Source organism: Paenibacillus xylanilyticus (assembly GCF_009664365.1).
In the GTDB taxonomy this organism is placed as follows: Bacteria; Bacillota; Bacilli; order Paenibacillales; family Paenibacillaceae; genus Paenibacillus; species Paenibacillus xylanilyticus_A.
The window spans coordinates 6,384,211-6,397,102 of sequence record NZ_CP044310.1; the positions used below are offsets into that span (position 1 = coordinate 6,384,211).

The window sequence follows — 12,892 nt, forward strand, 5'->3', positions numbered from 1 at the left end:
GAAATTCACTTGTATTTCTTAATATGTTCAATAATATTTACAAGTTCTGAGCGCAGAAAAAAGAGACGTGGATATCGCTCCATCGTCTCTGACTTTTAACCTAAATTACTTTTTTTCTTCTTGTGCGGTGGCTTCTCCGCCTATGAAACAGAGAATCTCTATATCATCAATCTCGATCATCTTATCCTTTTCTGCATCGTAGTACTCCCCATATAGAAATAGGGACTTATTCTTCCTACTTAATAAATAAGGAATAATTTTCTCACAAAATTCTATAACACTTTGAAACATCGATTCAGGGGTAATGCCTGACTTATCGATAACAAGTAGCTCTTTGTGAACAGTAAGGGCAGGGTTGCGATTTAAATGATACAGCCCAAAAGAGGTATTCTTACGATACTCATCGTAAATGGGTATTTCTATCTTTTCTATGAAATCTCCATCCGTATAATTCAAGGTTAATTTTGCGGTCATCTCCATTCTCCTTTTTAAGAATATAGTAAAGCATCCCTCTTAAAGCTCTCGTCGAAGAAACTCTCGAGACTACTTTTTTACGAATGCTAAATTTGCCTTCGAAGCATGGGCTTTAAATGGTACCTATGATGTAAGGATTTCGGGCTACTTATGGTACGGTTCACCGTATCACTCTAATGTTGAAATTTAAATTTTCTCGAAGCCTATAAACATCAGATATGAATAAATTCCATTAAAATACTCATTCCACCCAACGCAAAATAAAACCGCGCCATGGATGCGCGGTTTTACGGATCGTTTTTGGCATGCCAGTAGTGAATCATTGCCGATGCCGCAACCTCATTCTGGAAATCACGGCTTCAATGACGAGCAGATTAGGAATCCAACAAATCCAAGCGACAACCCGAAACGCCGCCTCGAAATCGCCAAACAGAAGAGCCAGCGGCGCTAACCAGATTCGAAGCGTGACAGCTGCAAAAGTAAGCGCATAACTGCGAAGCATCCATGCTTTATGAGCTTGGATGTCTTTGGCCATAATTTTTCTCGTAGCAGTAAGCGTAGTCACAACCCACAATACATCGAGCGACATGAACCCAAGCCCGGCAATCCAACCTCCTGTGGCAAAAACGGATAAATACACACTCACGATCCCACTAACTGTAATCGAAAGAACATATCCATACCCCAATAGGCGATGCCAACGTTTCCTAGCATTTGTTGGCTTCATAAATAGTTGAAAGGGTCCTATGATCAAGGCAAATATAGCAGTAAAAATATGAATGTATAGTACATATATCCATGGTTTGAGTTCAAAATTCGGCTTTTGCAATTTGAAAGAGACAAGTCCGGCATCACTAGCTTTAAGCACGCCATACTGAACAATTGCGTATCCGGCAATCGAAAATGCTAGAATGAGAACGAGTGCCCGAATCATCTTATTTTCCATATGAATTATCCTCCTCCGTTGATGCACTGTGAAGCTGTTGCCCCCTTAAACCCTATAGTAGCTATAGGATCAATACCGATCTTCTCGATTGAGGCACAAGCTTGGGGTTGAAAGGGACGCAATTCACCGCTTGTTCTGGTCCAGTTTCCTGCCGTACTTTTGATGCAAACGGATCTTCGCTTCCTCCCAGCAAGGAATAGTATAGGCATCCCCGTGGGCGGCATCAAATTCATCGCCAATTCGGCGTGCGATCCGCATGGCCTTGGCGTGATTGCCGTGATTGCGGTATTCCAGCATGCGATCCTTATTCTCCCATACCGACATCGTCCAACCTATTCTCCAATTGTCGCGTGTGAGGTCGGAATGTAGCAATCCGGCTGCCATATTCAGTTGCTTCGTTGACCGAACGATGTGGTAGATAAAAAACGGGAGCACTCACATGCCCTTTACTCGCACTCGTGTCACTGAAATCAACAACAAAATCGCCCCTTCCACGAAACATCCATTCTCGGTTTACAATTAGAAATAATACCCCTTCCGAATATCATCTAAAAGGCTAGGATGTACTGGATTCCATCCCAAACGCTCCTGCGTCAACGCACTAGACGCCGGATTATCCGTTTTCGTGAAGGGCGCAAGCCATCCGAAATGTTTACCTGCTTCTTCAACTCCAATGCCTTGGACTGGCAAGTTCAGATGGAGGCCCAAAGCCGTGGCGATCTCTTGAAACGGAACGCCCTCTTCGCTCACCGCATGAAAACGTGACCCTGCCGGAGCTTGTTCTAAGGCGAGTCTAAACAGACGCGCCGCATCCAGTAGATGCACGGATGGCCAACGGTTGGTTCCGGAGCTTGTATAGGCGGAAAAGCCCTTCTTGTGAGCGATGTTCACCAGATTTGGAAACAAGCCCGTCTTATCTCCTTCACCGTGTACGATCGGTGGGAGGCGTACAATCGAGGAACGTACCCCCCGATTCGCCAAATCTAAGGTGGTATGTTCAGAAATGATGCGTAATCCACCTTGGGATTGAGGATCCCCAGCGCTGTCCTCCGTTCCGAGACGGCCGGGAGTAAGCGTCATCGTAGGCATCGCGACAACAAACGCCCGGTCACCGGCGGGTAAGGCGGTGCCAAGTGTCTCGATGGCTCGCCTGTCGGTCTCAATTGCAGCCTTCATAAACCGCATTACCACATGACGAGGATTCCCGCCGAATAAAACCTTAAGCCGAGTTGGAAGGCCCGCATGCGAGAACTTGTGGAAGAAGGCCAAATGAATGACCCCGTCTACTGCAGCAGCCACTTTGCGCAAGCCTGCTACATCCTCAATCGAACCGATTTGAACCTGGGCACCGAATGCCGTAAGCCGTTTACCGGCTTTTTCAGTACGGGCAAGACCAACCACTTGGTGACCGGCATCCAGAAGTTCGCGAACGACCGCCCCTCCGATGAAGCCTGTCGCCCCTGTAACCAATACACGCATTTTCAAAAAGCCCCTTTCCTATCGGTAGAATGTTGACTCTAAGTATAGGGGATTGACCACTGCGGTCCTTGCCTTTTCCGTCAGAGTTTTTGCCTGATTCAACAGATTCCGCCGCTTAAAAAAGAAAAATCCGCTAGGCTCTATGCCCGCGGAAGTTTGAAAAGCCGTTTACGTGTGCGTTTCACTTCAAATGTTGCTGGTCCTGACGCCACCTTGTGATATCTCTAGTTGGAGGGCAACCAAAAAATCGGCTGTAATCACGGCTAAATTGGGAATCGCTCAAATAGCCCACAAGCCGGCTCGCCGTAGTTGCGTCAATAGAGCTGGATAACATTAGACGCCTCGCCTCTTGCAGGCGCAGCACCTTTTGATATTGCAGAGGGCTCATCGCAGTAGCCGATCTGAAATACTCGCGAAACGACGATTCGCTCATATGGACCAACTCCGCCAAATCCGCTACTTTCCACGGCTGGGAAAAGTTATTTTGGAGCCAATCAATTGCTTTTGCAACCTGCTGCATGCCCGATTCCGCAAGAACAGTCTCGGCAACATAAACACCGATTGGGCTACGGAGGAGGCGGATATAAATCTCGTCTTTCACCAACGGAGCCAGCATTTGAGCATCATCGGGAGAGGACAGACAAGCCATCAATCTTACAGCGGCATTCATCATGGCCAAATCTGCTTCGATGACGTAGCACGCACTGCGATTGCGAACCTCCGGCAAACCATTAGGAAATACCATCGGCAGCAACGAAGCAATCCTTTGCGGATCGAGGTATAAACCTATCCCGAGAAACGGTTCTTGGGGGCTGGCCTGCATGATTTTCATCGCAACAGGCAAGGCAACGGGGGCAATATACATTCGCGACGCACTATACTCATAAGCATCCTTGCCTACGGAAATTCGCTTTTTCCCTTGCGCTGCAATGCAGATTGCCGGCGAGGACATGGTGTGAACATCATCCCCCGCTTCTACTTGCGAATATCGGTTCACATACAGACCATGGATCGGTGAAGCATAGGTCCCATCCTGCGAAGTATGCGTGTAAATCAAACTTGCCAACCGGGCTGCTTCACCCTCTAGCGCTGACTTGGCCTCATCTAATACAGATACATCCTCATATTTATGGTTATTGGCCATGTTCACAAGCAACTTCCTCCCCCTCAGATGTAACGGGATTATAGGCATGTTCATGATACCACAGGGGCATCCAAAAAGCTTAAGCATTAAAGTTAAATTAGTATGGATATCTCAAGTCTACTCTTCTACAAGTCCGAGGGAATTCCGTGCTGGCACGAAGCGGATAGCATTTCTAGATATCGCTTCCCAATGTGCTTTACTAATGAGAGGCTCAGCGTATCACTTATAGAGCAAAATCAAATAATTGTCTCCATACTAAACTCATTGAGAAGATTCAAGCGGGTCTGAATGCCGGCTCCGATATTCGATCAACAGCCGCTGCATCTTCTCCTCTGTGCCGTCTTGTTGGGGAACATGGGTGGAAATGGTCAAATTGGAATCGTTCGAATACTGAAACGACACAAGGTCAAAATTCAATATCCCCAGATTCGGACATTGCAGTGTCTTGGGAGCATCAATGGCATCGAGAACCTCATGAGAGTCCCAAAATTCCCGAAACTCCCCGCTAGCTTGGGACAACGCCTCGAACTGCTCGGACCACCAAGGGTCGTCGCCGTGTCGCGCATACCCGGCATGGAAATGAGCGGCGATCCGTCGCGCATGCAATTCCCATTGGTCTCCCTTGACATAGCGGAAACGTGGAGAAGTAAATGTCATCCAGACAAAATTTCGTTCCCTATCCGACATCATCGCGAGGTCCCCATTCAATGCGCAGTAGGCTTCATTCCAGGCAATGATGTTCATTCGCGAATCCATGACATTTGAAGGGGACAAATATTGGCTATCCAAAAAACGTTGAAGTTCCGGAGTTACCTTAGAGGGGTGTTTCGTATCGATTAAGGGAAATTGCTTACGGGCGAGATGGTATAGATGCCTGCGTTCCGTTTCGTCTAACCGAAGCCCTTCTGCTATTCGATCAAGAACCTCGGCAGATACGTTGATATGACGCCCTTGTTCCAAGTAGGTATACCAATCCAATCCTACATCTGCCAGTAGAGCCACCTCGTTACGACGAAGTCCTGGTGTGCGTCTGCGTCCGGATTCCGGCAATCCTGCTTCCCTTGGGGTCAATCGTTCACGACGTGAACGCAAAAAACGAGCTAATTCCTCATAACGGTCCAATCTGTTCGCCATGATCGCCATGCCTCCTATCTATTTATGAACATAGGATTGCCAATCCTACGATATCCAGATCTCTCCCTAGCCTTGTTAGGCCCATGTACACTAGTCTATGTCCTCCTTAGAGAGAATAGCAAGAATGAATGAGGCGGATCGGTTGAACCTGCTTAATTCCATTCGAAATCATTGAGGTGATGAAAATGAAGGTAGCTGCAATTGTCGGGAGCATTCGTAAAGATTCGTACAACTTGAAGTTAGCCCGTTATATTCAGAACCGTTATCAGCATCTATTCCAGTTGGATATGTTGAACATTCGGGATCTCCCTTTTTAGGATCAGGATATCGAGACGACTCCGCCACAGCCGGTTATTGATTTTCAGGTGAGGGTCGCTGCTGCCGGGGAATGAAGCATACATCGCCCTGGTTCATGAAAAGCTTTAACGAGCAAGGCGAGCTTACGGACGAACCTACCATTAAGTACCTTGATCTCGTAGTCGACAATTTCGTGAAATGGATGAAGGACAAATCCTGCAATTGAAGCGGCATCAAAGTTGAAACTAAACCGTTACCTAGGAGGGATTCAAGTGTTTGAGCATATCGTGCTATTGAAGTTTAAGCCCGGTGTTTATGCTGAAGTGAAGGAAGATGCATTGAAGCGCGCGTATGACTTTAAAGGAAAAATTCCGGGGGTCGTTGATCTTAGCGCCGGGATTAACATAACCGAGGAGATCGAGCACGCGCAGGGTTTTACGCTGGGGATCCGAGTTACCTTTGAGGACCAGCTGGCTTGCCGGGATTATATTCAGCACCCCCTGCATCAACAATTATTGCAATCTATCGGCGCATTCATCGAAGGGATCGTCGTTATGGATTACTCATTTTCCTAAATCCCCTTTGAACGCCTCAGAAAAGGAGATAGCAGGAAATCTGGCAAATCATGGCGCGAAGGTGTCATGAATTATGCGAACCGTTCGGAGCAGGCGGCCGAGGTCGTTCAGAATGTTATAAAGAACGGCGGAGAAGCAATAGCGATTCAGGCCGATATCAGCCGTCCGAGCGAGTTGGAGAGACTCTATCAAGAAACAATCAAAATGTTCGGAAAGCTAGATATTGTGGTGAATAATGCAGGGATTTTCGTCACAAAGCCTAAAGGCGATGTAACGGAAGCGGATTACGACAGCTGTTCGCGATTAATGTCAAGGGAACCTACTTTTCTTGCCAGCTTGCTGCTAAGCATCTAAATCCAAAGGGCCGCATCCTCAACTTCTCCACTTCAGTGACCGGTCAGATGTTCCCGGCCTACAGTCTGTACGCTGGCTCCAAAGGAGCCGTTGAACAATTCACACGTCAATTGGCCAAAGAGCTTGGAAAGAGAAATATAACGATTAATGCTGTGGCACCGGGCTCTGTTAATACCGAACTCTTTACGGTTGGCAAAACTCCGGAAGAAATTCAAAGGTTTGCTAACATGAACGCATTCGGCCGCCTCGGGGAGACCGAAGACATTGCAGGCGTGATCCTCTTTCTTGCGAGTGACGAATCGCAGTGGGTTACGGGTCAAATAATCCGTGCTAATGGTAGTTTTATTTAGCTTACAGGAAAAACTTCATTTGCCCCTTTCGCGGTTAAACCGCTGAAGAGGCTATTTGTGTTCAGCAATAATAGCTCTATGTTTTACAGTCGCTCTCTGTACCTCAATCCTCAAAATTCCGCCCTACTTATGGTACGGTTCATTCCGATTGATCTTCACCGCGCGATAAATCTGCTCCACCAGCACCAGCCGCATCAACTGATGCGGCAGGGTCATGCGCCCGAAGCTCAGTCGCTGCTTCGCGCGGCGCAGCACCTCATCGGAGAGCCCGTGGCTTCCTCCGATGACAAACACGACATGGCTCGTCCCATACGTGCCGAGCTTGTCGATCTCTGCTGCCAGCTCCTCGGAACTCCAGAGCTGGCCGTCCAATGCGAGCGCAACGACATGCGCCTCGCTCTTCACATGCGCGAGGATGCGTTCACCTTCGCGCTCCTTCACGGCCCGCACCTCAGCTTCGCTTAGGGTGTCGGGCGCCTTCTCGTCTGCGACCTCGATCATCTGAAACTTGATGTACGGGGCAAGACGCTTGGCATATTCCTGAATGCCAAGCGTCAGATATTTTTCCTTTAATTTGCCTACGCCAATAATCTGAATGAACATAAAACCATTTCCTCCTCATGATCCAATCCCATATGTATCTATTTATATGAACGGTGCTTCCCCACACCTATAATCTCACTTATTAAACGCAGATCCACTACCGAACCCCACGCACCTTATACAGCCTCAAATCCCCACTAATGCGCAGCTAGCGAACCTTACTCACCTTAATACAAGGAAGTAAGGGCTCTTTACAGTTCATTTCCGGCAAATAGCGTGTCTACGGTTCGTTAACCCCACATATTGGCCCGAATCATCCCTTTTAAGACGTCTCAGGTTCCTTACATTACGCTTCAAAGAATGGCTCTCCCTACCCGACTTCAACCACGAACAGCAGACAGCACATACCGCCATCTCCCCATTCTCCCACAAACACAAAAAGAGCGCTCCGACACGCTCTCCCTGCTTCTTGCCTTTGATGTTCATACCGGATGGCAGGCGAGCGAGTGAGTCCATAAGGGACGCCTCTGCTGCGGATGCCTACACAGTACGCTAGACGACGAGAAACTCGGCCTTTTGTTCGCACTCGGCGCACTTCGCAGGCGGGTCCCAATCGGCAAATTCCGTCTCCTTCAGATCAACAATATCCGGAGCGTCCTCATACTCATCGACAAACATGTCGATGGCAATGTCCACGTGTTCTTTGCATACAACGTACATCCGTTCAAGCATCCTTTCTGTAACCAGCTATGCTCCCGATTCACAACCGCTTATCCATATAGGATAGCCACTTCTCTGTTCTATCACACCTGGGGTGGAAAAGAAACCCCTATCCCTCATTTATCGTGTTTAACCCCCAATAATCTTCCCCAACCGGCAAAAATCAAACCAAAAAAGCGTTCTTGTTCGACACTATTCTGTGTCCCTAGAGAACGCTCCAATGATTCCATACAACAACGCTTATCTATGGTTCAAACACATTCAATTTCCAGTCCAACGTTCTTAATTCAATCCCGATTGTGCCTTGGTCAGCAGCTTGCCACCCTGGAACGCCAGAATCGCATTGGCTCCCGTATCGCCAGCTCCCTTATAACTGTAGACGACCGCATTCGCCGCTTCACTCAGGGCCTCGCCCTCTCCGCCAACGATCTCCTTCACTTCATCATACGTCATACCCACTTCAAGCTTCTCATATTGAGCAAAGGTAATCCGTATGCCATCCCCCTTGCCGGCAGATCCGTTATTACCTGAAGCAGCAGAACCATTCCCACCTAATTCATTTACTGCTGTTACCGTACTACTCAGCTCTTCCAGCTTCTTCTCCAGCGCAGCAATCTTCTCATCCTGTTCTACGCTCTTCTCCCCTTGGGAGGCAAGCTGCTTCTCCAGACTTGCAATCCGTCCTTCCAAACCGCTGTTATCCGCAGATCCAGAGGAAGATACCTCTGACCCACATGCAGAGAGTACGGATAATGATAGCAGTAAAGCCGCTCCTCCGAGCGATGGTTTCATCAAATGTTTCATCGAATAAGCTCCTCTTCTTGCCAATTGATCTTTCAACCCAACCACGACAAATGCATGTTACTCGCACAATCGTGCACCTTGGCACGTTTTAAAATAGTCTATCATAGCCTACCCCTTCTGTAACTGAGACTTTGGCTCTGGTTCAATCCGCTTATTCGGAAAGAAAACAAAAAAAAGTCCCCGATTCGTGTCAGAAGGTTCCACCATTCCAAATAAATGATGTGTTGCCTCTTTCACGAGCAGGGGACTTCTCGCCCAAATTCATTTCCGATTACCTTTACTCCGGTTTATCGGTCAGCTTCACAGAAACCTTCTCGGCATTGCCGTCCCGATAAAAGGTGACTTCAATGGTATCGCCAATCTTCTTCTTATCGTACAGATATTTCCGCAGATCCAGCGTAGAGGTAATTTTTTGCCCATCAAATTCCGTAATGACATCATTGAGCTTCAGACCCGCTTCGGATGCCGGACCGGATGCTTCGAGCACCACCACACCGCTATCGACGTGAGATGGCAGCTTCAGATCCTTGCGCTGCTCGTCATCCAGTGGTGCATATGGATTGCTGAGATCAACGGTGTACACGCCCAGGTATGGACGGGACACCTTGCCGCTCAGCAGCAGTGAATCGACGGTTTTCATCACTTCGTTCATCGGAATCGCGAAGCCCAGGCCCTCAACACCTGTATCCGAGATTTTCATCGTATTGATGCCGACCACTTTGCCGTTCAGATCAACCAGTGCACCACCGCTGTTGCCTTCGTTGATGGCAGCATCCGTCTGGATTACGTTCTGCTCCCAGTCGTATACACCATCCTGATTAATGGACACGGGCAGGATCCGATCGGTATAACTGACAATACCGGATGTCAGCGTACCGCCCAAGCCAAGCGGATTCCCGATGGCGAGTACCGTCTGGCCACGCTGAAGCTTGCTGGAATCGCCAATCTCCGCTACTGGCCCAATGCCTTTGTCATCCTCAACAGACATGACTGCGATGTCACTTACGCGATCCTTGCCGACCAGTTTCGCCTTGTGTGTTTCGCCTTCGACGGTCACGATCTCCAGATCACTTGCCCCTTCGACGACATGATGATTGGTCATGATATAGGCCTTGCCATCTTCCTTCTTGAAAATGACACCTGATCCAAGCGCCGAATCTTCCATGGATAGACTGCTACCCGTCTTATGGTTCACGATGCTCACGACCGAAGGACGCACCTTGGCTGCTGCCTGGATAATCCGGTCGTATGGATCAGCCGCCTGCGCGGCCTGCAGGTTACCTCCATTCCCGCCATTGCCTGTAGCGTTGGCCAGAGGAACAGATGTGGGCTGCATGATGAAGCTAAACAGCGTGACGGTCACGATGGAACTGATTACCGAACTAATGACTGCCACCTTCACGGTGGAGCTGATGCCCGAGCGCGATCTCCGCGGATTTTGCCAGCGATCCCGTCCACCGGGGCGGATAATCTGAAGTTTGCCTTTCTGTACAGGCTCGGCGCGTCTTGATACTTTGGTTGAATAAAAATCGTCTCCGAACAATCCCATCGTGATCCTCTCCCCTTCGTTGTCACGCATCCAGATCCTGACTGCCGCCTGATCATTGTGGCATGGCCAACGATGGTGTTCTCACATAGCCCACTCCGCCGACAGATGAACCTTTCGATTCGCTTCTCCAAGTTCATTCTGTCGTCTCCGTTACGTGAAGACCCCAACGGTTTTCCATGCTTTCTAGCATTTTTCAAGGTTGTTTTGCATATCGCTGCATCCCCGCTATCCCGAAATGAAGCGTCTATGTACAACAGAACGGACACTCCCATCCTGTCTATGACTCTACCAGCAACGTTCTCGCATTCTACGACATGCCAACTTCCCGAGCAAACAAGCCTCTCTTTCAAGGCTCCATATATACTAAACACGCCAAATTCAAAAAAGTTGCATAATTACGAAGATTGACGCAAATTTCTGCTAAAGCAGGTTTACCAATAACGGACCTACAATAAAACATCCATAGTAACTATCACCACAAAACCCGGTTCGCTAAGCGTACTTTTTCCAATTTCCCAAGAACTTTTTCGGCTCAGGAAGCCACAGACTTCAGCATACACGCCTCGCAACTTAAATTATAGCGGCAAAAAGAGGAATGTTTTCCATCCAGCCTGACTACAATAATAGTAAAAGACCCATTCGAAGGTTCATAGAAGGAGGATTCACTTATGGAACGCACGCGTACTCTCACAGCCATGGATGAGGTTCATATGGCGGCCAAGCTGGCCGATCTCAAGGAAGAACATTATCGTAATACCCTAGCGTTAAGCACCATCATTGAGCTGCTGATCGACAAAGGCATTCTGACCCGCGAGGAAGTGGAGCGCAAAGCCGCCGAGCTCGACAGCTTTATGGCTCACCCACCCTATCCCATGGCGTAGGACGATCATAATACGTATCACAGAGTTTGAACTCATTGTCTTTGTAAAAACAGCCCCGGCTTTCCATCGCTTCACGCACCGTCATTTTCGCCAAATCCATCATATTATGGTCCCGGCTGAGATGTGCCAGATACGTGCGCTTGATGCGTCCGTTCATCAGTTCACTGAGCGCTGCCCCTGCCGCTTCGTTCGACAAATGCCCAATGTCGCTCAGAATGCGGCGCTTGGTGTTCCATGGATATCGCCCCATGCGCAGTAATTCGACATCATGGTTCGCCTCCAGCACAAGCACATCGGAATCTGCAATCGCATCGCGAACCTTGTCGCTCATATAGCCAAGGTCTGTTGCGACGGACAGCTTCTCGCTGCCATCATCGAACGTGTATCCCACAGGCTCGGCCGCGTCATGAGAGATGCCAAACGATTCCACACGCAAGGAGCCAAAATCATGCTGCTCCCCCGTCTCGAACACCCTCCGGTTTTCCTCTGGAATGGCCCCAACCGACTTCTCCAATGCCGCCCACGTATTCGTATTTGCATAGATTGGTAAATTATATTTCCGAGACATCGCGCCTAGTCCTTTAATGTGATCGGAATGTTCATGTGTAACTAGAATCCCGTCCAGCTCTGTTCCTGAAATCTCCCGTTCCAGAAACAAGGCTTCCAGCCGCTTCGCACTGAGGCCCGCATCAATCATGAGGGACGTGCCCCCATGCTGTATAACTGTGGCATTCCCTGTCGAACCGCTGGATAACACGGTAAAATATATCCCCATAACGCATTACTCCCCTGGTTTGTCTGTCTTGGGACTGAATACATCCCCACTGATGCCCTGCACGTACAACACTTCGCCACTTTCCAGCACGAACCGCCATGCCGGCATCGCTACCTGTATATCGGAATTGAACAACTGGCCGTAATAGCCCAGCTGAATGTCTTTGACAATTGCATCATTCGGCAAAAAGTTCTCGATCAGCGTTCCCAGCGCCTTGGGCGCCGGAAGCACCTGCTGATCGCTCTCCTCTGCGGTTGTAATCCGCACCGGAGTCTGACGGTAACCCGTAATTTTCTGATCGCTGTAGAACAGCTCCAGACTGACATTGAAGAGCGGCCATTTCCCATCGACTAGCGGATGAAGTACAAACGCCCCATCCTCCGTCATCAGCTGATCCAGCCGATACGTGCCAATCTGCGGAATTTCATCCGCCAGCACATCCGCCAGCTCTCTTTGCGAGAAGATCAGCTTGCTGTCCACCGGCTTCTCCAGATCCACCTGTATTCCCGTCTTGTCCTCTTCTATAAACTCATACGACAACTTCGGCAGCTTCGGCGTTTCATTCGGGATTGGTGCCAGCACCTGAATACCCTTCTCTTCCATCGCCTGCTGTGTATTGTCTGCCAGCGAGGTGAAGTCCAGATTGGCTCCGGCCGTCTCCCGTGCATCCATCCAAATCTGGTAACCCAGCACCAGATTGAGCAGCAGGAAGGCATAGATCAATACATTTTTCGCCCGTCCCCAATCCAAACCATTCACCTCCGTTAATTTTACTTCTTGAGGTACCCTAACTAAACTATCCACACTTCCCCACTGCGCCATGTTCGTTTATAGCCTTTAAACCAAAAAGCTACACGATAACGGAGA

General features: G+C 48.9%; 15 protein-coding genes and 1 pseudogene. 4 read left to right on the top strand and 12 right to left on the bottom strand.

Annotated features, from left to right (window positions below):
• Positions 1-105: 105 nt before the first annotated feature.
• The 6 genes from F4V51_RS28925 to F4V51_RS28465 all read right to left on the bottom strand — a co-directional run bounded on the left by F4V51_RS28925 (position 106) and on the right by F4V51_RS28465 (position 5,177).
• Positions 106-474 (bottom strand): hypothetical protein, encoded by a 369-nt coding sequence (locus F4V51_RS28925; RefSeq protein WP_167301672.1) that lies wholly within the window; start codon positions 472-474, stop codon positions 106-108.
• A 319-nt stretch (positions 475-793) separates the two neighbouring features.
• Positions 794-1,420 (bottom strand): DUF2306 domain-containing protein, encoded by a 627-nt coding sequence (locus F4V51_RS28445; RefSeq protein WP_153980474.1) that lies wholly within the window; start codon positions 1,418-1,420, stop codon positions 794-796.
• 123 nt (positions 1,421-1,543) lie between these two features.
• On the bottom strand, positions 1,544-1,744 hold the full coding sequence (locus tag F4V51_RS28450) for a hypothetical protein (protein ID WP_153980475.1): 201 nt from the start codon (positions 1,742-1,744) through the stop codon (positions 1,544-1,546).
• 195 nt (positions 1,745-1,939) lie between these two features.
• A complete protein-coding gene (locus tag F4V51_RS28455; RefSeq protein ID WP_153980476.1) occupies positions 1,940-2,899 on the bottom strand; it encodes an SDR family oxidoreductase in 960 nt (319 codons plus the stop codon).
• A gap of 181 nt (positions 2,900-3,080) precedes the next feature.
• Positions 3,081-4,097, bottom strand: coding sequence for an AraC family transcriptional regulator (locus tag F4V51_RS28460; RefSeq protein WP_236146667.1), 1,017 nt, complete (start codon positions 4,095-4,097; stop codon positions 3,081-3,083).
• A 207-nt stretch (positions 4,098-4,304) separates the two neighbouring features.
• Positions 4,305-5,177: a helix-turn-helix transcriptional regulator gene (locus F4V51_RS28465; protein ID WP_153980477.1), complete on the bottom strand. Its 873-nt coding sequence runs from the start codon at positions 5,175-5,177 to the stop codon at positions 4,305-4,307.
• Positions 5,178-5,362: 185 nt separating this feature from the next.
• On the opposite strand from F4V51_RS28465, the gene F4V51_RS29440 reads away from it, so the two are divergent.
• The 3 genes and pseudogenes from F4V51_RS29440 (at position 5,363) to F4V51_RS28480 (ending at position 6,753) form a co-directional block, all read left to right on the top strand.
• A complete protein-coding gene (locus F4V51_RS29440; RefSeq protein WP_323131795.1) occupies positions 5,363-5,494 on the top strand; it encodes an NADPH-dependent FMN reductase in 132 nt (43 codons plus the stop codon).
• 252 nt (positions 5,495-5,746) lie between these two features.
• Positions 5,747-6,049, top strand: coding sequence for a Dabb family protein (locus F4V51_RS28475; protein WP_153980478.1), 303 nt, complete (start codon positions 5,747-5,749; stop codon positions 6,047-6,049).
• A pseudogene (locus F4V51_RS28480) lies at positions 6,033-6,753 on the top strand (SDR family oxidoreductase). Before F4V51_RS28475 ends, F4V51_RS28480 begins: the two are co-directional and overlap by 17 nt.
• Before the next feature lie 123 nt (positions 6,754-6,876).
• Here the strand turns inward: F4V51_RS28480 and rlmH are convergent.
• The 4 genes from rlmH to F4V51_RS28500 form a co-directional block, all read right to left on the bottom strand.
• Positions 6,877-7,356 (bottom strand): 23S rRNA (pseudouridine(1915)-N(3))-methyltransferase RlmH, encoded by a 480-nt coding sequence (gene rlmH, locus F4V51_RS28485; protein WP_095362209.1) that lies wholly within the window; start codon positions 7,354-7,356, stop codon positions 6,877-6,879.
• A 492-nt stretch (positions 7,357-7,848) separates the two neighbouring features.
• On the bottom strand, positions 7,849-8,016 hold the full coding sequence (locus tag F4V51_RS28490; protein WP_068964251.1) for a CxxH/CxxC protein: 168 nt from the start codon (positions 8,014-8,016) through the stop codon (positions 7,849-7,851).
• A gap of 282 nt (positions 8,017-8,298) precedes the next feature.
• The gene (locus F4V51_RS29215; protein ID WP_236146668.1) at positions 8,299-8,820 is read right to left on the bottom strand and encodes a hypothetical protein; all 522 of its coding nucleotides are present in this window, start codon (positions 8,818-8,820) and stop codon (positions 8,299-8,301) included.
• 277 nt (positions 8,821-9,097) lie between these two features.
• The gene (locus F4V51_RS28500) at positions 9,098-10,369 is read right to left on the bottom strand and encodes a S1C family serine protease (protein WP_153980479.1); all 1,272 of its coding nucleotides are present in this window, start codon (positions 10,367-10,369) and stop codon (positions 9,098-9,100) included.
• A gap of 668 nt (positions 10,370-11,037) precedes the next feature.
• Between F4V51_RS28500 and F4V51_RS28505 the strand changes: the two genes are divergently transcribed.
• Positions 11,038-11,250, top strand: a complete 213-nt coding sequence (locus F4V51_RS28505; protein ID WP_095290595.1) for a hypothetical protein — start codon at positions 11,038-11,040, stop codon at positions 11,248-11,250.
• Here the strand turns inward: F4V51_RS28505 and F4V51_RS28510 are convergent.
• Together F4V51_RS28510 and yycI are read right to left on the bottom strand one after the other, a co-directional pair.
• Positions 11,219-12,025, bottom strand: a complete 807-nt coding sequence (locus F4V51_RS28510; protein WP_153980480.1) for an MBL fold metallo-hydrolase — start codon at positions 12,023-12,025, stop codon at positions 11,219-11,221. The genes F4V51_RS28505 and F4V51_RS28510 overlap by 32 nt on opposite strands.
• A 6-nt stretch (positions 12,026-12,031) precedes the next feature.
• On the bottom strand, positions 12,032-12,775 hold the full coding sequence (gene yycI / locus F4V51_RS28515) for a two-component system regulatory protein YycI (protein WP_153980909.1): 744 nt from the start codon (positions 12,773-12,775) through the stop codon (positions 12,032-12,034).
• Positions 12,776-12,892 lie beyond the last annotated feature (117 nt).

Excerpts from the sequence above, each read along its gene's own strand:
- F4V51_RS28925 (WP_167301672.1), bottom strand. The coding sequence starts at position 474 with ATGACCGCAAAATTAACCTTGAATTATACGGATGGAGATTTCATAGAA.
- F4V51_RS28510 (WP_153980480.1), bottom strand. The coding sequence starts at position 12,025 with ATGGGGATATATTTTACCGTGTTATCCAGCGGTTCGACAGGGAATGCC.
- F4V51_RS28500 (WP_153980479.1), bottom strand. The coding sequence starts at position 10,369 with ATGGGATTGTTCGGAGACGATTTTTATTCAACCAAAGTATCAAGACGC.
- F4V51_RS28460 (WP_236146667.1), bottom strand. The coding sequence starts at position 4,097 with ATGAACATGCCTATAATCCCGTTACATCTGAGGGGGAGGAAGTTGCTT.
- F4V51_RS28450 (WP_153980475.1), bottom strand. The coding sequence starts at position 1,744 with ATGTCGGTATGGGAGAATAAGGATCGCATGCTGGAATACCGCAATCAC.
- F4V51_RS28455 (WP_153980476.1), bottom strand. The coding sequence starts at position 2,899 with ATGCGTGTATTGGTTACAGGGGCGACAGGCTTCATCGGAGGGGCGGTC.
- rlmH (WP_095362209.1), bottom strand. The coding sequence starts at position 7,356 with ATGTTCATTCAGATTATTGGCGTAGGCAAATTAAAGGAAAAATATCTG.
- F4V51_RS28445 (WP_153980474.1), bottom strand. The coding sequence starts at position 1,420 with ATGGAAAATAAGATGATTCGGGCACTCGTTCTCATTCTAGCATTTTCG.
- F4V51_RS28490 (WP_068964251.1), bottom strand. The coding sequence starts at position 8,016 with ATGTACGTTGTATGCAAAGAACACGTGGACATTGCCATCGACATGTTT.
- F4V51_RS28505 (WP_095290595.1), top strand. The coding sequence starts at position 11,038 with ATGGAACGCACGCGTACTCTCACAGCCATGGATGAGGTTCATATGGCG.
- F4V51_RS29215 (WP_236146668.1), bottom strand. The coding sequence starts at position 8,820 with ATGAAACATTTGATGAAACCATCGCTCGGAGGAGCGGCTTTACTGCTA.
- F4V51_RS28465 (WP_153980477.1), bottom strand. The coding sequence starts at position 5,177 with ATGGCGAACAGATTGGACCGTTATGAGGAATTAGCTCGTTTTTTGCGT.
- F4V51_RS29440 (WP_323131795.1), top strand. The coding sequence starts at position 5,363 with ATGAAGGTAGCTGCAATTGTCGGGAGCATTCGTAAAGATTCGTACAAC.